The 20,950-nt window shown below is 44.1% G+C and carries 16 protein-coding genes; 2 read left to right on the top strand and 14 right to left on the bottom strand.

Annotated features, from left to right (window positions below; translation table 11 throughout):
• Nucleotides 1-219: 219 nt before the first annotated feature.
• Complete coding sequence (locus tag AS141_RS20605) at nt 220-2,250, bottom strand: TonB-dependent receptor (RefSeq protein WP_232424972.1); 2,031 nt, start codon at nt 2,248-2,250, stop codon at nt 220-222.
• 387 nt (nt 2,251-2,637) lie between these two features.
• On the opposite strand from AS141_RS20605, the gene AS141_RS20595 reads away from it, so the two are divergent.
• A complete protein-coding gene (locus tag AS141_RS20595; RefSeq protein WP_057939594.1) occupies nt 2,638-4,197 on the top strand; it encodes an SDR family NAD(P)-dependent oxidoreductase in 1,560 nt (519 codons plus the stop codon).
• A 333-nt stretch (nt 4,198-4,530) separates the two neighbouring features.
• Here the strand turns inward: AS141_RS20595 and AS141_RS20590 are convergent, their stop codons facing one another.
• Nucleotides 4,531-5,352 carry a purine-nucleoside phosphorylase gene (locus AS141_RS20590; RefSeq protein WP_057939593.1) on the bottom strand — a complete coding sequence of 274 codons (822 nt, stop codon included), beginning with the start codon at nt 5,350-5,352 and terminating at the stop codon, nt 4,531-4,533.
• A gap of 95 nt (nt 5,353-5,447) precedes the next feature.
• On the opposite strand from AS141_RS20590, the gene AS141_RS20585 reads away from it, so the two are divergent.
• Complete coding sequence (locus tag AS141_RS20585) at nt 5,448-5,972, top strand: NADPH-dependent FMN reductase (RefSeq protein ID WP_057939592.1); 525 nt, start codon at nt 5,448-5,450, stop codon at nt 5,970-5,972.
• Between the two features lie 3 nt (nt 5,973-5,975).
• Here the strand turns inward: AS141_RS20585 and ftsZ are convergent, their stop codons facing one another.
• The 12 genes from ftsZ to rsmH form a co-directional block, all read right to left on the bottom strand.
• The gene (gene ftsZ / locus AS141_RS20580) at nt 5,976-7,646 is read right to left on the bottom strand and encodes a cell division protein FtsZ (protein WP_057939715.1); all 1,671 of its coding nucleotides are present in this window, start codon (nt 7,644-7,646) and stop codon (nt 5,976-5,978) included.
• 110 nt (nt 7,647-7,756) lie between these two features.
• Nucleotides 7,757-9,067: a cell division protein FtsA gene (gene ftsA / locus AS141_RS20575; RefSeq protein ID WP_057939591.1), complete on the bottom strand. Its 1,311-nt coding sequence runs from the start codon at nt 9,065-9,067 to the stop codon at nt 7,757-7,759.
• 10 nt (nt 9,068-9,077) lie between these two features.
• On the bottom strand, nt 9,078-9,836 hold the full coding sequence (locus AS141_RS20570) for a cell division protein FtsQ/DivIB (protein ID WP_057939590.1): 759 nt from the start codon (nt 9,834-9,836) through the stop codon (nt 9,078-9,080).
• Nucleotides 9,833-11,245 carry a UDP-N-acetylmuramate--L-alanine ligase gene (gene murC / locus AS141_RS20565; RefSeq protein WP_057939589.1) on the bottom strand — a complete coding sequence of 471 codons (1,413 nt, stop codon included), beginning with the start codon at nt 11,243-11,245 and terminating at the stop codon, nt 9,833-9,835. Before murC ends, AS141_RS20570 begins: the two co-directional genes overlap by 4 nt.
• Nucleotides 11,242-12,354: an undecaprenyldiphospho-muramoylpentapeptide beta-N-acetylglucosaminyltransferase gene (gene murG / locus AS141_RS20560; RefSeq protein ID WP_087149453.1), complete on the bottom strand. Its 1,113-nt coding sequence runs from the start codon at nt 12,352-12,354 to the stop codon at nt 11,242-11,244. Before murG ends, murC begins: the two co-directional genes overlap by 4 nt.
• Nucleotides 12,354-13,520 (bottom strand): FtsW/RodA/SpoVE family cell cycle protein, encoded by a 1,167-nt coding sequence (locus AS141_RS20555; protein ID WP_057939587.1) that lies wholly within the window; start codon nt 13,518-13,520, stop codon nt 12,354-12,356. The genes murG and AS141_RS20555 overlap by 1 nt, the downstream gene beginning before the upstream one ends.
• The gene (gene murD / locus AS141_RS20550; RefSeq protein ID WP_057939586.1) at nt 13,507-14,868 is read right to left on the bottom strand and encodes a UDP-N-acetylmuramoyl-L-alanine--D-glutamate ligase; all 1,362 of its coding nucleotides are present in this window, start codon (nt 14,866-14,868) and stop codon (nt 13,507-13,509) included. The genes AS141_RS20555 and murD overlap by 14 nt, the downstream gene beginning before the upstream one ends.
• Nucleotides 14,869-14,873: 5 nt before the next feature.
• Nucleotides 14,874-16,085 (bottom strand): phospho-N-acetylmuramoyl-pentapeptide-transferase, encoded by a 1,212-nt coding sequence (gene mraY / locus AS141_RS20545; RefSeq protein WP_057939585.1) that lies wholly within the window; start codon nt 16,083-16,085, stop codon nt 14,874-14,876.
• A 1-nt stretch (nt 16,086) separates the two neighbouring features.
• The gene (locus AS141_RS20540) at nt 16,087-17,550 is read right to left on the bottom strand and encodes a UDP-N-acetylmuramoyl-L-alanyl-D-glutamate--2,6-diaminopimelate ligase (RefSeq protein ID WP_057939584.1); all 1,464 of its coding nucleotides are present in this window, start codon (nt 17,548-17,550) and stop codon (nt 16,087-16,089) included.
• The gene (locus AS141_RS20535; protein ID WP_057939583.1) at nt 17,551-19,659 is read right to left on the bottom strand and encodes a penicillin-binding protein; all 2,109 of its coding nucleotides are present in this window, start codon (nt 19,657-19,659) and stop codon (nt 17,551-17,553) included.
• Nucleotides 19,656-20,039 (bottom strand): FtsL-like putative cell division protein, encoded by a 384-nt coding sequence (locus tag AS141_RS20530; protein ID WP_057939582.1) that lies wholly within the window; start codon nt 20,037-20,039, stop codon nt 19,656-19,658. The genes AS141_RS20535 and AS141_RS20530 overlap by 4 nt, the downstream gene beginning before the upstream one ends.
• The gene (rsmH, locus tag AS141_RS20525; RefSeq protein WP_057939581.1) at nt 20,036-20,947 is read right to left on the bottom strand and encodes a 16S rRNA (cytosine(1402)-N(4))-methyltransferase RsmH; all 912 of its coding nucleotides are present in this window, start codon (nt 20,945-20,947) and stop codon (nt 20,036-20,038) included. The genes AS141_RS20530 and rsmH overlap by 4 nt, the downstream gene beginning before the upstream one ends.
• Nucleotides 20,948-20,950 lie beyond the last annotated feature (3 nt).

Genomic DNA, 20,950 nt, shown 5'->3' with positions numbered 1-20,950 from the left:
CATTTTGTCGGTTGCTGGCATTTTGGATATCCAGAGCCCAGGTTCTAGTGGATTTAGGTTTATTCTTCTTTAGGCTTAAGCGAAGATCCGCACGAAAATAAGCTGGATTCTGAGTTGAGTAGGCCAGTTTTTCATTATAAACCCCCTCTCCTTTTTCGATGGATTGCTGCAGGTCGATCGGTGTGGTGCGAAGGCCACCGGAGTAGATCGCACGAAGGTTCAGCCAAGTACGCGCTCTTTTTTCAGCTGATATTCTTTTCCTGCTGTAAGCGTCACATTGAAATTTCCATTGTACGCTGTATTTCTCCAGACATTCTCGTTGGTTTTATACTTGGAGTTATATAGAGAAGTGGAAAGCAGAAAGTAAAGATCATTGTGGGTAAACTGCTCCAGGGTAAGCTCAACACCATAGTTCTTTCCAAAACCCTCATTTACCAGCGGATCAGTGGCAAAAGTCCATTGCTGATTGATGATAGAATAGGTCTCATCCACGCCTCTTTTGATTGGAACATCAAATAAATGCTGGTAATAAGTTTCCACCTTCAAACGCAGGAAAGAAGTAAGCGCCCGATCATAACCAAACACAAAATGATGTGATTTACTTAGCCCAAGGTCTTCGTTTGGAAGAATTATTTTGCTGGCAATAACTTGCTCCGCGAAATACGTCCCCAACGGCTGCACCTGGCTATGCAAGCCATATCCGAAGCTTAGTCGCTGCTTTTCATCCAGTACATAGGAAGCACTGAGGCGTGGCTCGATCGAGTTAGAATTGTTCAGTAAAAGCTGCAGGTAGTGCAGTCCGAAATTAAGTGTGAGCTTCTCGTTGGCACGGTAATTCAATTGGGAAAAAGCCTGGATACTCTGGGTACTTCCTTTAGAGCTGATGTTCGTTTGCAAGCCTTGCGTATCTTCCTCAAAGTCGTCCTCGCGCAGATTATAATAAAGTTGGTTCAAATAGAATCCGCTTCTTAAGCTTGTCTTCGAAGAAAATTTGGTATTCAGAACTGAACTTAAGGTGATTTTTGAATTGCTATAATTTTCATAAAAACGATCCTGAAACTGTAAGTTGTCGTCCAATCGCGACTCTGTTGTACCAAGTGAATTCCCTGAGGCAAGAAGAGTTGTTTGGAGAAAATTCCCTTCATTCACTATATAAGAATGCTTGATTCCCACGGCACCTGTATTGGAAAAGAATGTGCTTCCGTAGCGATCTTCTTCAGATTCCCACTCCAGAGAATCCTGCTGCGCATCTCCTTTCTGGTCACTCAGCCCGCCAAAGCCAAAAAGGGTGATGTTGCTTTTCGTCCCAGTAGGCATGTATAGGTTAAAGGACAAATCCTGAAAATTGGTCACAAAGTCACCCAGCGGAAGACCAATTTTTGAAAGCATAGAAAGCGTGGAATATCGGTAATTGATCAGATAGGAACCTTTGTAACCTTTGGCAATCGGCCCCTCGGCTGCCAGGTCCAAGCCTAGAAATCCTGCCTGAAGTGTGAATTCCCGGTTTTCATTATTCCCTTTTCTAAGATTCAGATCAAAAACCCCAGACAATGCATTGCCATATTCCGCCGGAAAAGCTCCTGTAAGAAAATCGGAATTGGCCAGTAACTGAGAACTCAAGATAGACACGCCACCGCCAGAGGTTCCGGGATTGACAAAGTGATTGGGATTTGGAATGTCTACCCCCTCCATTCTCCAAAGCAAACCATTCGGGCTGTTACCGCGGATGGAGATATTATTGTTCCCGTCATCTGTGCTAGTAACCCCAGAGAAAGAGGCTGCCATCCGTCCTGGATCATTTACTGCAGCTGCAAATTTTCTGGCCTCTTCCACCGAGAACGTTCTTCCACTGACCTGGACCATATCGTTGATAGTCCTGTCTTTTTCAGTGGCCGTAACTACAAACTCCTCTACTTGGGTGATATCCTCTTCCAAAGAAATTGTCAAAACTACTTCCTTACCTGAGTTCAGCTGAACATTGGGAATAATAATTTCCTTAAATCCCATAAAATCTACTTTAAGCGAGTAACTGCCTAAGGGCAATCCAGCGAGTTTGAAATATCCATCCACATCTGTGGTAGTCCCAATTACTGGGTCTGAACCTAAAATCATTACCGTTGCGCCAGGCATAGGAGCTTTGGTAATCTGGTCGATTACCGTGCCACGTACCGTCTGCGTGAGTTGCTGTGCTTGCAGAGGATTGGTAGCCATGAAAAATAGTATCCCAAGAACTTTAGTAAACGAATTCATCCTAATTGGTTTAGTTTGGTTCTATGACAAGGGAATTTGGATATACCCTTAGTTATTTGTGGAATTTCTTGCTGCGCAACGAAGCAACCTACCCATCTCATTTTGAGGTCTCCCGCGAAGGGGCAGCAGCTCAATCATTTTTGATTGCAAATTGTCAACTATGGGTAGCCCCATCTGAATTTTCCGGAACCAATGGAATAGAAATATCTACAACATTAGTTCTGAAATGGGGGAATATCAATCGGAAAATCAAGCACCCCAAAAACCCGGGTAAAACAAATCGAACAATTTTTTCTTAAATTAAAACGTATCCAAATTCCATCTTGCTGTTCCATGCCATTTTCCATTTTTTAAATCTCTACTTTTGCGGCCTTGTAAGTAACTACCATGGACGAGGAACCAAAATCTGTAACACCGGTGAAAATCACTACCGAACAAATTGCACAATGTATTGCGGTGCTTGAGGGGTTGAATGCAGATACAGATCAGATTTTTGACATTCCAACCGAAAGCAGGCTTGCTCTGCTAATAGCTGCCGGGCAATTTTCGCGACCTGGTAAGGAAGAACTTGCAGAGCGGAAAAAGGGCGCTAAAAAAATCCACCGAAAGAAAGTAATTGCCAAGGATGCTCAAGCGCGGAAATCCACCGGTATTCGTTCTGCGCGGGAAGCTTCAATTTTTATAGCTCCTAGCATGATCGCTTTGACTGGTAAGGAAACTGATGAAGCTGTCCTACTTGAATCCCCCCGGGAATGCTATGTCTGCAAGGAATCCTTTGACCGACTGCATCATTTCTACGACACCATGTGTACGGGTTGTGGGAATTTCAATTATGCCAAACGTTTCCAGACTGCTGACCTTCAGGGTCAAGTGGCTCTGGTGACTGGCTCAAGATTGAAGATAGGATATCATATCACACTAATGATGCTTCGTGCAGGTGCGACCGTAATTGCTACGACTAGATTCCCTGTGGATTCTGCATTGCGCTACGCCAAGGAGCCTGATTTCTGTGAATGGGAGGATCGTCTCCACATTCATGGATTGGACCTGAGACATATCCCGAGTGTAGAGATTTTTTGCAATTACATCGAGCAGCAATATGAGCATTTGGATGTGCTGATCAATAATGCCGCCCAGACAGTTCGTCGACCAAGTGGTTTTTACCAGCATTTGATGGAAAATGAGTCATTATCATGGGCTGATCTTTCTTCAGCTTCACAAAAATTGCTTTCCCGTCATCATAATTGCTTGCAAGAGATACGCACCTGGAGTAAGGAATTTTCCGAAGGAGAAAGCAAAAATCTGCCTGTTTCCTGGCATGGAAAGCAACTTGGAATAGGATTGACTTCTTCCGCCCAGCTTACTCAGATCCCGTATAGTATCGATGACTCTTTGAGCTCGGAAGAAATTTTCCCTATCGGCAAACTCGATGCTGATCTCCAACAAGTAGATCTGCGAAAAACCAACAGCTGGCGGCTAAAGCTAGGGGAAATCCACACCAATGAAATGCTGGAAGTCCAGTTGGTCAATTCTGTAGCACCTTTTGTCCTTTGTAACCGGCTGGTGAACATCATGAAGAAATCCAATACAGGAAAAAAACACATCATCAATGTGTCAGCCATGGAAGGTAAATTTCATCAATTTCACAAAGAAGCCCGACATCCCCATACCAATATGGCAAAGGCAGCACTGAACATGCTTACACTCACTTCTGCCGCTGAATTACCCAAATTCGGTATTTATACCAATGCAGTAGATACAGGATGGGTGACGGATGAAGATCCCGCCGAACTTGCGAAGCGAAAGCAGGAAGTGCACGACTTCCAGCCCCCACTGGATATAGTCGATGGAGCTGCCCGGGTGCTGGATCCGTTATTTGATGGGATCAATTCGGGAAAACACTGGAACGGTAAGTTTCTGAAAGATTATAAGCCGACGAGCTGGTAGGCGTCTCCCGTACCGAACGGAGTAAGAAACCCTTGTGGTATAATTCTGAATGTCGCAAGGTCTCAGGATCACCTAGAAGATTTTGGCAAATGTTTCTTCACTCCAATGCATAGTCTTAGCTGTATCAAAATTTAGGATTTCCTCATTATTAAAAGCGAGGTACAAGCATAGAAACAACCCTAGATATGAAGTTCACCCTTTGATGCTATAGAAAAACATTAGTGTTTGTGCAGAAAGGAATGGATCTAATCTAGGATCTCTTCGTGACTACATGGTTTAAAAATCCAATTAGACCTACTACTGCAGAAGCAGGGCAGCTGAGAAGTTCTCTTTTCAACCAATGTGCCTCAGCAATTCCTTGATGAGCTCAGCCATCACAGGTTCAGCTTTCGCAGCGGCAGCAAGTACTGCAGCTATGGTAACTGGTTCAATTTTACCTTCTACCCCCAAATCAGTAATTGCAGAAACACCAAAAACGGCTATTCCCATTTGTCTGGCCACGATCACTTCGGGCACTGTACTCATCCCTACAGCATCTGCTCCTAATCCCCGCAGATACTTGTATTCTGCAGGAGTTTCCAGATTTGGCCCTTGAACTCCCACATAAATCCCAGTATGAACCCTAAAATTATTTTCTTTAGCGTAACCTAATGCTATTGCGTTCAAATCTGTAGAATAAGCATCGCTCATATCCGGAAATCTTGGACCAAATTCCTCGTAATGCTTTCCTCGCAGTGGGCTTTCTGGAAATAAGTCTATCTGGTCACGAATTACCATCACATCACCTACCTCCTGATCTGGATTGAGACCTCCTGAAGCGTTGGAGATAAGCAACGTTTTCACTCCGAGTTTTTTCATCACACGGATCGGAAAAGTAACTTCCTGCATAGAATAACCTTCGTAATAATGAAAGCGACCTTTCATCGCCATGACTTTTTTCCCCGAAAGCTCGCCAAAAATCAATTTACCGGAATGGCTCTCTACAGTAGAAAGTGGGAAATTTGGGATATCAGCGTAATCAATTTCCCTTTCAATGGTGATTTGATCCCCCAAATGTCCGAGTCCTGTTCCGAGAATGATCGCTGTTGACACTTCACTGGTATATTGTGAGCGAATAAAAGATGCTGCTTCTGAGATTTGATTTAGGTAGTTCATAAGTAGTATTTTGCCAGCCCTAAATATATAAATTACCTGCTAGCTTCGAACTTTTGCCTAGGCAAGAATGTATTCCTTTCAGAAAAACCAGAAAAATGATCAAGATAATCGTAGGAACCAACCGCAAGAATTCTGTTTCAAAAACCATCGCTGAGCTATATCAAACTATTCTCAAAGATAGAGGTGAGGAATCCGAAATCCTTGAATTGGAAAACTTACCCAGTGACTTTATTGAGAATGCTTTGTATGAAAATAATGGAAAGCATGACTTATATAATGAGTTTCACGATCAACTGGTGGATGGGAAAAAATTTGTTTTCATCGTGCCAGAATATAACGGCTCTTTCCCGGGAATTCTAAAAACCTTTATAGACGGGATGACTTATCCTAATACCTTTAGGAACAAAAAATGTGCTTTAGTGGGCATTTCATCTGGAATAGGCGGCGGTGGCATCGCAATGAGCCACCTTACCGACATCTTCCACTATCTGGGAATGCATGTCCTAGCTCTCAAGCCAAAACTGGCTAAAATAGAGCAAAATATGTCAGATAACCTGCTCACCAACAGGCTGTACATGGACTTGCTGCAGACCCAGGCAGACATGCTGCTTGATTTCTAGGATTTAGTCCACATTATCGTGCAGGAATCTATTATTTCCTAGTATCTCATTGTCATCGCTCAAATTGTACTTGCTGATACTTGGCTCTGAGCTATGCTGAGGTTCATTTAGAACTACATTCTTACGCTGATAAGCCGGCACTTCCATTTTCTCCTTCAATTCTTCCGGAGTCGGGTTGAAAGCGCGGTTTCCTTTGAGCTTTTCAAAACGCTCGTGCGCTCTTTGAATCGCCTTTTGCTTCATTTGCTCATAATAATCATTTGCAAAAGCTGGTGATGCCGGCTCCTCTTTCTGAGGTTCTTCTACCTTTTTCTTTTCTTCTTCCTCTTCGAAAAGATCATGCACAATTTTTTCCTGAGCAGGCTTTGGGGCTTCAGCTTTCACTTCTTCCTTAGGCTTCATGAAAGTAAATAGGCTTTCTTTCTTTGCAGCTGGTTTAGCCTCTTCGATTGGCTCTTCTTCTCTTGGAGTTTCAGCAACTGGCTTTACTTCTGGGGCAGGCGCAGGTGCTGGAGTTTTTGGCATAGAAAACACGAAAGTAGATCCGTTAGCAACAGACTCTTCCTTTACTTTTTCGGATTTTCCCGAGTCCAAATTGATCACTGTCTTTTCCTCTTCTTGCACGGGAGTGCTTTCCGCTGGTGCGGGAGTCGGGGTTACTACTGCTTTAGGGGCTTCTACTTTCTTGGTAGTCCCTTGCAATCTGTCCATTTGAAAACCTGTGGCAATCACCGTCACACGGATAGCTCTGCCCAATTCTGCATCAATACCTTGACCGAAGATCACTTCTGCATTGTCACCCGCTTTCTCCTGGATGTACTCAGTGATTTCACTCAATTCGTCCATTGATAATTCCTCGTCTTCACCAGACATGATAGAAAGCAAGATTTTCTCTGCTCCTTTGATATCTACATTATTGAGTAATGGAGAGGAGATCGCAGCACCTGCGGCTCGGATCGCACGTCCTTCACCTTCCTCAGTAGAAGAACCCATCACAGCAGCGCCCGCGTCTTTCATTACTGTCTTTACATCTTCAAAATCCACGTTGACATCCTGGTGAACAGTGATGATTTCAGCAATAGATCTTGCCGCAGTAGATAAAATATCATCTGCTTTACTGAAAGCAGTTCTGATAGCAAGATTGCCATAGATCTCTCTCAACTTGTCATTCAAAATAACCAACACCGTATCGCAATTCTCACGTAGTGCTTCGATACCGGACTGGGCAACATTCATTTTTTTCTTCCCTTCAAACATGAACGGAGCGGTCACAATACCAACGGTCAGGATATTAAGCTCTTTTGCTATCCTAGCTACTACAGGAGCTGCACCCGTACCGGTTCCTCCGCCCATTCCAGCTGTGATAAACACCATCTTGGTATTATCAGCCAGTAGCTCGCGGATCTCATCCTCTGATTCTATGGCGGCATTCTTTCCTTGTTCAGGATTTGCACCAGCACCTAAACCTTCGGTCAAATTAGCGCCAAGTTGCAACCTAAGAGGTACCGGACTAGACTTAAGTGCCTGCGCATCGGTATTGACTACCACAAACTCTACGTCCTTAATCCCTAGTCCAAACATGTGGTTTACGGCATTAGAGCCGCCTCCACCTACGCCGATTACTTTTATAATCGACTTGGGGTTTTTGTGTAAATCAAATCTGTAATCTTTCATGTTATCTGACATATTTATTGTTATTGGTGAAATTTTCTATGGTTGTTATTAGTGGATTTATAAATAGGGAAATTGACGGCAGTGCCAGCAATCTCCCCCAATCATAAGCCCTAGTAGTTAATATCATCACCGATGTCATCGCTCAGAATACCTTTCAGTCTTCCGGCGATTTTATCGAAAATATCTCTTGGATTGATCTCTATATTTTTTGGTCTTTTTATATGTTTTCCATTGGCAGTACGATTTGCATATCCCTGATCTCTATCATCAAGCGCTTTGAAACCCGCAAGTACCAGCCCTACAGAAGTTGCGTACATTGGACTCTTCACCTCCTCAATCACAGACTTGCCCAAATGCTCATTGGGGTAACCTATTCTTGTATCCAGCCCAGTCATATATTCAAATAGCTGACTTATAAATTGCAATTGTGAGCCACCGCCTGTCAGGACTATTCCACCTGCAAGTTTTTTGTAATGCCCGCTTTGCATAATCTCATTCTGTACGATCTCAATGATTTCTTCCATCCTCGCCTGAATGATGGAAGCCAGATTTCGTATGGAAATTTCCTTTGGGGCTCTATTTCTTAAACCAGGAATTGACACGATTTCATTTGGATTAGCTTCTTCTGTGATCGCTTTGCCAAATTTTGTCTTCAGGAGTTCTGCCTGATTTTGCATCACCATACATCCTTCTTTGATGTCTTTGGTAATAATGTTACCACCCAAAGGAATTACTGCGGTATGACGGATAATATTCTCGTAGAAAATGGCAATGTCTGTGGTACCGCCTCCAATATCAATCAGGCAAACACCTGCTTCTTTTTCATCATCGCTCAGTACGGACAGTGAACTCGCCAATGGTTCCAGAATCAGTTGCTTGGAAACTAAATCTGCACGCCGAACACACCTGTTGATATTATTAATAGCAGTGGTCTGAGCTGTTATGATATGGAAATCAGCTTCCAGACGTGTACCCGACATCCCTACAGGATCTTTGATACCACCTTCGTAATCCACAGTATAATCTTGCGGCATTACGTGAATAATTGTATTTCCCGGAGGAATCAGGATGTTCTCCATTTCACTGGAAAGTCTTCTTACATCTTCGATGGTAATCTCATCATCCGTTGGCTGGCGCATGATGCTACCACTTTGAATCTTACTTTGGATATGCTGACCTGCAATCCCTACAATAACATCGACGATATCCACGTTAGCCATTTCTGAGGCTTCTTCTACAGCTTTTTCTATCGCATGGACAGTTTTGTCGATATTGGTAACTACCCCGCGATCAACTCCGTCAGAAACAGCTTTGCCCATGCCCAGCACCTCGAGCTTGCCATACTCATTTTTGCGTCCCACAATGACACAGATCTTGGTTGTCCCAATGTCCAGTCCTACAATTAATTCTTTGTTTTCCATATCCAAGCTATTATTCACAGACGATTTGATCCTTAAACTTTACACTTACCCGGTGGTAAGCATTCCAGCCCTTACGGGGCAATATTTCTTTATAAAAGACCGCAATACGGTCAAACTTATTTGCTATATCATGAGCATCTCCAAACTCAATGACTTGCCTCCCTACTTGCTGAAAGAGACGGATATTATCCCTTGAATTCACTTCCAATTCAGTAATCTGAGCATTCCAGAATTCATCTTCAGTGATGAAAGTGATCAGGTCCATCAACTCCGGCATATCAGTGCTGATGTTTCCCTTATCCATTAGAATTTCTGCATAGTCTCCTTCCAAAATCAGCACACGGCTAGTGTATGAAGTAGAAGTGGGAATTACTTTGCCTTCCGTTGTGATGTAGCCATCTGCAGCCATAGGCTGGGCAATCCTCGCAATCGGTTGATGCTGGCTGATACTGAGATTCAGAATACCTTTTTGTCCCAGCATCGCTTCCACTGTCCTTACAAAAGGATGGCCTAGCAGCCTGGTTTCAATCTCTTTCATCGGCACTTCATCTAGCATCAGCCCTGGCTTCAACTCAGGGAATGCCTCATTCAGGATTTTAGTGATTTCATCATCCTCTACGAAATAGACTCCACTCACTCCTTCAATATTTATTTCAGTTCCCTGGAAGGTCTTATATAGCGTTTGCTTTTCCACAAAACCTATAAAGCCGACCAGCACCAGACTGAGCACTACAAAAGCGAGCATTCTCTTTATGTTTGCCTTTTTCATATTGCGTATCTGTTAAGTCCTTCTTTCATCCAGGCAGCGATTGCAGGAACCAAGCGATCTATATCTCCGGCGCCTAGTGTCACCAAAACTTCAGGCGAAGCCTGATCCAAATGCCGCATCAGATTCTCTTTCTCCACCAATACCTTGTGACTGGTATTGATTCCATCCAAAAGCATGGCAGCAGTCACTCCTTCAATAGGGAGCTCTCTTGCAGGATAGATATCAAGCAAAATCACTGAATCTGCCAACGAGAGACTTTCAGAGAATCCTTCCGCAAAATCCCTTGTGCGCGTGAACAAATGCGGCTGGAAAATCACTGTCAATTTCTTCGTCGGAAACATTGCCCTCACCGAACTCAAACAAGCCCTGATCTCTTCAGGATGGTGCGCATAGTCATCGATGAAGACATGATTTCCTTCATTTACATGAATCTCAAATCTTCTCTTTACTCCCCTAAAGGAGCTGATCCCTTCTCTGATCTGCTCTTCTGAAATCTGGTGATCCAAGGCTATGGCAATTGCAGCCAATGCATTTTCCACATTATGAAAGCCTGGAATAAATAACTCCAACCCTTTAATCTCCTGCTTTCCATCAATATAATCGAACACAAAAGACCCTGACTTAGCCTGAATGTTCTCTGCACGAATCCCTGAAGAGCGAAGTCCGTATTCCCGGGTGGATACTCTGGGAAGCTTTTCGTCACCCAGCCGCTGCGCTGCAGTATGTTGTATATATACTCTTCCTTTGTTATCTACCAGTTTGACAAACTCCAGAAATCCAGCAAGTATCTGCTGTTCATCTCCATAGACATCCAAATGATCCGGATCTACGCTGGTAAGCACGATTTCATTCGGATGAAGTCTTAGGAATGAGCGGTCAAACTCATCGGCTTCTACTACTACCAAGGCTGGTTCTTTGGACTTTTTATCTCCCAAAATCAGATTACTCTGGTAGTTCTGGGTGATTCCACCTAGAAATGCCACTACGGGCTTTCCAGCAGATTTCAGCATATGGGCCACCAGGGAAGAAGTAGTAGTCTTGCCATGCGTTCCTGCTACGGCAATGGTGTAATAGGCACTTGTCAACATCCCCAGCACTTCAGATCTCTTCCTGAGTTGGAAATCATTCCCTCGGAAGAAGTTCAGTTGCACACTCTCCTTTGGAAGAGCAGGAGTCCAGATGATCAACGCGTTTTCAGGACTATCTACGATTGCCTTCGGAATAGTACCTAACTCATCCACGAAGGAAATCTGCATCCCTTCTGCGATCAATTCATCCGTAAGTGGTGAAGGTGTGCGGTCATAACCAGACACAGCAAATCCTTCATGGCCGAACCATCGGGCCAAGGCACTCATGCCTATACCTCCGATACCGAGCAAATGGACGCTATTTATACCTTCGAAACTCATGCAATCAATTGTTCTATTTCTTTCACTATGGCATCGGCCGCATCCGGCTTAGCCATATTCCTTATATTTCTCCCCAATTCCCCGGAGAGCTTAGCATCTTTCATTAGCTTAGTTACTTGTTGTTCCAATGCACCTACTGCTTCTGAGTCTTTTACTAACAATGCCGCTTCATGACTTACATAGGCCATGGCATTTTTGGTCTGATGATCTTCAGCCACATTGGGAGAGGGAATAAAAATCACCGGCTTGCCCACAAGCGAAAGCTCTGAAACCGACAAGGCGCCGGCCCTTGAGACGATCACATCTGCCGCTGCATAGGCCAAATCCATCTCACGGATAAATTCATGTAGATGAATTTTCTTCAGCCCTGAATCAGCCAACCGGGATTTCATTTCTTGGAAATAAAACTTACCGCACTGCCAAAGCACCTGATAGCCTTCATTATCCAGTTTTTGCATATCGGCTAACACTGCTTGATTAAGTGTTCTGGCGCCCAGAGACCCACCCAAAACCAGAAGGGTTTTCTTAGCAGGGTCCAACCCAAAATGAGCAAGAGCCTTTTCTCTTTTTCCAGACAAATCCAGAATGTCCTTCCGAACAGGATTCCCTGTATAGGCAATTCTATCCGTTGGAAAGAAGCGATCCATCTCCGGATAAGCCACACAGATTTTTTTTGCTCTTTTAGCCAGAATTTTATTAGTCAAACCTGCGTAGGAATTTTGCTCCTGCACCAGGGTAGGAATACCTTTCACTTGAGCAGCGTAAAGCACCGGTCCACTTGCATATCCTCCGACTCCTACCACTGCATCCGGGTTGAAGTCCTTGATGATTTGTGAAGCTTGGGTCAGGCTTTTCAACAGTTTGAAAGGAAACTTGAGGTTTTCAATAGTCAAGCTCCTTTGCAGACCAGCTACAGGAAGCCCTTTTATTTTGTACCCAGCCTCAGGGACTTTTTGCATCTCCATTTTCCCCAACGCGCCAACAAATAAGATCTCACTGAAAGGATGCTTTTCTTTCCAGGCATTTGCGATAGCGATAGCCGGGTAGATATGCCCCCCGGTACCTCCACCACTGATTAAAATGCGATATGTGCGTTGCTCGTTAATAATTAGGCTGTTTTAAGTCTTGTTCTATTTCCAAATGCCGAGCTAGTCTGCGACTCATCCTGATGATCACCTCGGCTCACCGAGAGAATAATCCCCAGGGATATCCCTGTAAATATCAGGGAGGTTCCTCCCATACTTAAGAGCGGAAGAGGCAACCCTGTAATCGGGCCCAATCCTACGGCCACCGCCATATTTACCAAGGCCTGAATAACCAAAGCAAAACTCAATCCCGCAGATAATAATCCTCCAAATGCTTTATTTGAATTGGCCACGATTCGCATTCCCCTGTAAAGAAGTGCTAGGTAAAGGAAGAGTACAGAAAAGCCCCCGATTAGCCCGTATTCTTCGATGATGATCGCGTAGATAAAATCTGAATATGGATGCGGTAGCGAGTTCCTCTGCTCACTGTTCCCGGGACCTTTCCCGCCGATCCCACCTGTGGCAATGGCGATGTAGGACTGCTCAGCCTGAAAAGGAATTTCATCCTTGTTCATGAAATCCTCCACACGTGATACAAGGGTAGCACCTCTTTGTCCTATAAACCCTGCCGTAATCAAGCCCAAAATGCCAACCATCAACACCATTGCCAAATACTTGACAGGGACTCTACCGATGAACATAATCAAAAGACAGGTCATCAAAAGCAATATGGCTGTAGAGAAGTTTGCCATGGCAATCAAACCACTGATCAAGCCTATTGCGATAATGATGGGCACAAAAGTGCTTTTAAAGTCTTTAATGTTGTTTTGTCGCCTGGCCAGCATTCCAGCTATTGAGGCGATCAAGGCTAGTTTTGCCAAATCTGAAGGTTGGAAAGCCTGATTGATTACCGGAATTGTGATCCAGCGGTTGGCTTCGTTGATATTGGAACCGAAAAGGTAAGTAACCAACAAAAGCGGGATAGAGATAATCACTCCTAGCCTGGCATATATGGCATACTTTCTATAAGGAATTTTATGCGCAAACCACATCACTATCAGCGATACAAAAATCAACATAGAATGTCTAATGAGGTAGATTTCCGTATTTCCTCCCGCATACTTATATGCTAACGAGCCAGTAGCAGAATACACAACCAGGATGCTAAAAAGAGACAATAGAATTACAATCCCCCAGATGATGGGGTCGCCTTTGAAATTCCTGTCGATCCATGCTTTAAACTGATTCATTTGGAGACTTTGGATTTAGATTTTCAACTGCCTGACGGAACTGCTCCCCTCGGTCTTCATAATTTTTAAACAGGTCAAAGCTTGCACATGCCGGAGAAAGCAAGACCACGTCACCTGATTGCCCCAGTTCTTGTCCCCACTTTACTGCCTGGGCCATGTCCTGAGTCTCCCGGATATTCGGCACAGCGGTCACAAAAGCCGTTTTTAATTTCTCGTTGTCTTTTCCAAGACAGATCAGCGATTTCACCTTCTCGTTTACACATGGTAACAGAATAGAGTAATCATTCCCTTTGTCCACACCTCCAGCGATCCAGATTAATGGGTTTTCGTAACTTCCCAAAGCATAAACTGTAGCTTCTACATTCGTACCTTTGCTATCATTTACATACTGCACACCATCAACTTCCCTGATGAACTCCATGCGGTGAGGTGCATTTTTGAACGTTTGGAATCCCGCAATCATCGCTTGCCCGTCAACTCCGGCTGCTAAGGCAGCAGAACCGGCAAAAAACGCATTTAACATATTATGCTTTCCTTTGATAGGAAGGGCTGCAAGTGGAATACTCGCAGATTTATCGGCTATATTGATTCTTAGAGAAGCCCCATGAAAATGCCCTCCCTTAGGCTGGGCCGTCTCTAATGAAATCCAATTTTGAATAGGAAGGATAGTTCTGTTCTTTAGCGCTTCCAGCGTCAATACGTCTTCTGCGTACAGAATTGCCTGATCAGTGGCTCTCATATTTTTGAAAACCGCCACTTTAGAATCTATGTATTTATCAATCTGATAGTCGTAACGATCTAAGTGATCTGGGGTGATATTCGTTAGAACAGCGATATGTGGCCTGAAGCTTTCAAATCCATCAATCTGGAAACTACTGCATTCAATTACCCACCATTCATGATCCCCTTCCAACAATTGGCCGGCCCAGCTTTTTCCCACATTTCCAGCCAATCCTACATCCAACCCTGCTTCCTTCATCAGATGATAAGTAAGGAGAGTTGTGGTAGTCTTTCCATTGGTACCGGTGATAGCGATCACTTTACCATTGCTGTATCCGAAGGCAAACTCCAACTCATCGATAATCGATATGCCTGCCAACATTGCCTTTGCTACAAGTTCAGATTTAGGCGAAATACCAGGGCTTTTGATGATTAGATCAGCATTTAGAATATGCTGTTCTGAATGCTTTCCTTCTTCAAATGGAATCTCCAATCGCTCCAGTTCAATTTTTCTCGCTGGTGAAATCTGCCCGACATCAGATACAAAAACAGCATAGCCCTTCTGCTTAGCAAGCATCGCTGCTCCCAATCCACTTTCTCCTGCACCCAGAATGGCCAATTGTTTCATATCTTTTATCTCAATTTTAATGTGGCTAAAGTGACTACTGCAAGAAGAATCCCCACGATCCAGAATCTGGTTACGATCTTGGCCTCGGGAATATTTTTCTTTTGGTAATGATGATGAAGCGGAGACATCAGGAATATTCTCCTGCCTTCACCATATTTTTTTCTCGTGTATTTGAAGTAGCCCACCTGGAGCATTACGCTGACATTCTCGATTACAAACACCCCGCACATCACCGGAATTAGCAATTCTTTGCGAAGTGTCAGTGCCAAAACAGCTATTACTCCCCCCAGCATCAAGCTGCCTGTATCCCCCATGAATACCTGAGCCGGATAAGCATTGTACCAAAGGAATCCCACACAAGCACCAATAAATGCCGAAGCGAATATTACCAGCTCTCCTGAATTGGGGATATACATGATGTTGAGGTAGGAAGAGAAAATGGCGTTGCCGGATATATATGCGAAAATTGCTATAGTCAATCCAATAATAGCCGACGTCCCAGCTGCCAGCCCGTCTATTCCATCTGTGATGTTTGCTCCATTAGAGACAGCTGTAATAATAAATGTCACCACGAAAATGTACAGGATCGGAGTCATCGCTTCCCCCATAAAGCCGAGCATTTTCTCGTAATTCAATTCATTATTTTTGGTGAACGGGATGGTGGTCTTAGCCACCTTCACATCTCTGAAAGCCGGTGTTTCTATTACTCCTTCTTCTATGGACACAGGATTGGTAAATTCGCGGATAACTACACTCTCATTAAAATAAAGCGTAGAACCAACGATAATGCCAATACCGACTTGTCCTATAATTTTAAACCTACCGGCCAGTCCTTCTTTGTTTTTCTTAAAAACCTTGATGTAATCATCTATAAAGCCTATAGTTCCCAACCAAACGGTAGTAATAAGCAGAAGTATAATATAGATGTTGTTCAGGTCAGCGAAAAGTAAAGTCGGAATCAGAATAGCAGCCATGATCATCAGGCCTCCCATCGTAGGTGTTCCTTTCTTTTGATTTTGCCCTTCCAATCCAAGATCTCTCACAGTCTCTCCTATCTGCTGATTTCTGATCCAAGCGATGATTTTATGGCCAAAAGAGATGGTAATGACCAATGAAAAAAGTGATGCCATACCCGCACGGAACGAGATGTATTTAAACACCCCTGCTCCAGGGATATCCAGCACTTTGTCCAAATAATCAAAAATCGGATATAACATCTCAGTTTTGTGTCAATTGTTGTAAAAATTCGGTTACTACTTCAGTATCGTCGAAGTGGTGTTTCACTCCTTTTATTTCCTGATAATCCTCATGTCCTTTACCGGCAATCAGGATGATATCGCCTTTTTGCGAAAGCATACATGCTGTCTTAATAGCTTCTCTGCGATCCACAATGGTTAATGTTTTCCTGATTTCAGACGGACCTACACCAGCCTGCATATCTTTTAATATTTCTGAGGGGTCCTCAAATCGGGGATTGTCAGAAGTAAGTATTGCTTTGTCACTTTCCTGAACAGCAATTTTTGCCATGACGGGACGCTTTGTTTTATCCCGATTTCCTCCACATCCTACTACTGTAATCAATTGCTCTCCACCTGTTCTTGCGCCATTTATGGTCTTGAGTACATTGTCCAAGGCATCAGGAGTATGTGCATAATCCACAATTGCCGTAATGCCCGCTATAGAAATCCTGTCAAAACGCCCTTTGGCTCCGCGTATCCCGGAAAGCTCACGAAGAACTTCATCCTCCTCTTCACCCAACAGGACCGTGACCCCCAGAACCCCCAAGAGATTATAGGCATTGAATGCGCCAATCATCCTGAACCAAATCAACTTGCCATTGATATCCAATTCAAGTCCTTCTAAGGTGTTAGAAATGATCTTTGCCTTAAAGTCAGCCGGTGACTTTAAGGCAAATGTCTGATGAGACGCCTTGCAGTTCTGAAGCATTACTAAACCCCTTTTATCATCGCCATTCACCAACGCAAAGGCATCCTTTGGAAGCTCATCAAACAACTTTTTCTTAGCTTTGATATACTCATCAAAGGTGCCATGATAATCCAAATGGTCGTGGCTGATGTTTGTAAAAACAGCTCCTGCGAGCTTCAATCCCGCTATTCTTTCCTGCACAATCGCATGAGAACTGGCTTCCATAAAGCAATGGGTACAACCATCCATGACCATTTTGCGAAGCAAAGCCTGTACACTCACCGCATCCGGCGTAGTATGGGTCGCATGGATTACTGTTTCGTTGATTTTATTTTCCACCGTAGAAAGCAGGCCAGTACTGTAGCCCATCCGCATAAATAACTGATGCAACAGTGTAGCTGTCGTAGTCTTTCCATTGGTTCCTGTGATAGCTACTACTTTGATAGTCTCGGATGGATTGTCAAAGTAATTACTTGCCATGATACCCAGCGCACGCGCAGAGTTCACTACTTCGACATAAGTCACGCCGTCGAGAAGTTTTTCCGGTAAATGCTCACAAACTATACTCTGAGCACCTAGTCCAATTGCTTTGTCAATAAATTCGTGTCCATCTGCCTGAGTACCTTTGACTGCAACAAAAACACTTCCGGCTGTCACCTTCCGGCTGTCAAAGACAATATCTTTCACTCCCAACTCCATGTCTCCTGTGGTAGAGGTAAGTGATACTTTATATAATATGTCTTTGAGTACTTTCATTTATCCTAATACCAGATTGATAGTTGCATTTTGGACCAAAGCTGATCCAGGCGAGATAGACTGCCCTTTCACTCTGCCTTTTCCTGAATAATTGACTTTTAAGCCCTTATTCTCCAGAATGAAAAGCGCATCTCTAAGAGGAAGCCCCGACACATCAGGAACAAATGATTGATCCGTGTCATTGACATTCATTTCTACGCTGGCTTCATGAGACACTGTCTTCACCCACTCTTCCGGGTTAGCTGCAGATGCTTTTAGCCCCAATTTTTGAAAGATTTCCTGCAGCTCTTCCGCTTTTCCTGCTTTCACATAAGGCAGCTGGGTTCCTGCTGCTTCTGCCCTTACTATTTCCTGTTGATTATCCGGATTCAATTCTATGTCAAGTGCGTAGATCTTGTCTGCGATTTCCTTGAATACCGGTGCTGACACATCGCCCCCGTAAGCTGCAAAACCTTTTGGGCTGTCGATCACCACAACCATGGAATACTTGGGGTGATCGGCAGGAAAATATCCTGCAAAACTGGTGTAGTAATTCCGCGTATATCTTCCGTTGACCAGCTTCTGAGCGGTTCCTGTTTTGCCGGCAATCTTATAGTCTGCATTCGCTATATTTTTAGCTGTACCCCGCTCCACTACGCCTTCTAATAGCCCCTGTAGCAGTTTGATGTTTTTTTCTGAAGCAATTTGTTTCCGCACTACTTCAGGCTCGTACTGCTGCTCTGGAATGTTCCCTTTGGAAATAGATTTCACGATATAGGGCTTCATCATTTTCCCGCCATTTGCCACCGCATTATACAGCGCTAGCGTATGAAGAGGATTTAGCTTCGACTCGTAGCCTATGGAGATCCATGGGAGTGAAGTCCCGTACCAGTCCTTCGCTCCCGGCTTTTTAAAAAAGGGCTTACCCTCCCCGACCAGCTGAAAACCAAATGGTTCCCTCAGCCCAACTTTATCGATATAAGCCATAAATTTGGAAGGACTAGAACCGAAATGCTCATCGACCAATTTGGAGATACCTACATTGGAAGATTTCTCAAACGCCTCACGGATCGTCAATGTGCCAAACCCCCCATTCTTAGCATCACGCATCACCTGATTATAAAATTTGTGGGCACCATTTCCAGTTTCTACCGTTTCTTCTAGTGTGATTTTATTTTCTTCCAAAAGCGCAAGCATAGAGAGAAGCTTGAATGTTGATCCAGGCTCTGTATTTCCCTGATCTCCGATGGCAAAATTGTAATTCTCCCCATAGCCATTGCCACTTTTATTGCGCTGCAAATTGGTGATCGCCTTGATCTGCCCAGTCTTTACCTCCATCACGATCACTGCACCAAATTCGGCTTCCCTGTCTGTCAATTGACGTCTTAAGGCAGTTTCAGCAACATCCTGAATATTAACATCCAACGTAGTGGTAATATCATAGCCATTCTCAGGCTTTACATCTTCTGCATCAAAAACCGGTTTCCAGCTCCCTCCAGCTAATCGTTGGAAAAGTGCCTTCCCATCCTGACCCTGTAGGTAGTTATTGAAACTGTACTCTATCCCCGCTCCATACTCATCTTCATTCAAAAAGCCAACTGTACGGCTGGCAAGGGAATTAAACGGTCTATATCTTTTTTCTACCTTCTCGAAGATCACTCCACCCCCCAATCTACCATTTCTGAAAATCGGCCAAGTGGACATTTCCTGCATCCCCTGATAGCCGATCTGCTTTCTGTTCAACACCAGGTAGCGCTTATTCTCCAGCCTGGCATCATTGATCATTCTTTTATAGGAAGCTGCCGACTTATCTTTATAATAAGAGGACAGCATTTTTGCCAACGAGTCAATTCCGGCTTTGTAGCTATCAGCCTTAGCTATGGTAGGATCCAGCGCCACTCTATAAAAAGGTAAGCTGGTTGCCAATAAACTTCCATCACTTGCATAAATATTACCTCTGGTGGCTGGCACCTCTCTGTATTGGAAATTAATAGTCTCAGCTTTTTCACGCCATACATCTCCATCCGCCATCTGAAGCTTGGCGATCTTAAACGGTATAGCCGCTGAGCACAGTGCTATCAGGATGAACACCACCCGTACTCGGATCAATATGGATCTCTTGAAATTCACTTTTCTACCTCGATTTTTATCGGTGGTTGATTGAGCTCAACTATTCCTTGTTCGGCAACACGCTTCGCCACCTCAGACTGCATGCTGCTCAGCATGTATTCTGCCTCCAGCGTAGTGACATCCGCACGGAGATCTTCTACTTCCTGCTGTGCTTTTTCAATCTTTCGCACCATATTTTCCGCGCGGTGATTGCTCCAGATATAGATCAAAGCCAAAAAAGCAACAAATCCAACCGGAGGAACCAACTGAACAGGCACTCCTTCACCCAACACCCCGGTGATATCCAGCTTCTCTTCGATCCAGCTAAAGATGGACTTGCGAGAGCCAACTTTTGGCTTATTGCCTGACTTTAGTTTTTTTCTGAAAGTATTATTGCTCATACCTCTATCTTCTTCGCTATTCTGAGTTTTGCACTTCTTGCACGTGGATTAGATGCGATTTCATCTGCATCCGCCACCACCGCTCCCCTGCTGATTGGCTCTAGAGGCCTGATTAGATTTCCATAGAAATCCTTCTCCACCTCACCTTGGTATTTTCCTTTGATCATCAGATTTTTAACCAATCGGTCTTCCAAACTGTGATAGCTCATCACTACCAACCGCCCTTCAGGCTTAAGCAGATCGACTGCATCCACCAGCATTTCTTCTAAAGCCCCCATCTCATCGTTTACTTCTATCCTCAATGCCTGAAAGACCTGAGCGTAATATTTAAAGTCTTTGCCCCGCGGAGCATATTTTTTCAAAAAGGCAGTAAGCCCTTCTGTGGTTTCGAATGGCAGTGAAGCCCTTTCGGAAACGATAGCCTGTGCCAAAGTCTTGGCATTTTTCACCTCACCATACATTCCGAAAATCTTATGTAACCTCCCCTCGTCGTAGGTATTTAAGACCTCTTTTGCAGAAATATCAGCAGATTGATTCATCCGCATATCCAAGCTGCCACTGAACCTGGTAGAAAAGCCCCGGCTTGGCTCATCAATCTGATGAGATGAGATCCCCAAGTCGGCCAAAATCCCATCAACTTTCTTCACCCCATGAAGCCTCAGGTATTTTTTCAAATCCCTGAAATTGGCTGCGACAAAAGTGAAGTTCCCGCTTGCAATACTATTAGCCTCCGCATCCAGGTCTTGATCAAAAGCATACAAATGCCCCTTATCCAGATGTTTGAGAATCTCGCGGGAATGCCCACCTCCTCCAAAAGTCACATCTACGTAAATCCCATTGGGATCAATAGACAAGCCTTCAATGCATTCGGCTAGCATCACTGGGATATGGTAAACTGACTCTGTCATGAG

This window comes from Algoriphagus resistens (genome assembly GCF_001442615.1).
In the GTDB taxonomy this organism is placed as follows: Bacteria; Bacteroidota; Bacteroidia; order Cytophagales; family Cyclobacteriaceae; genus Algoriphagus; species Algoriphagus resistens.
Note: the sequence above shows the minus strand (reverse complement) of the source record. Positions and strands in the feature narration are given on the sequence as shown.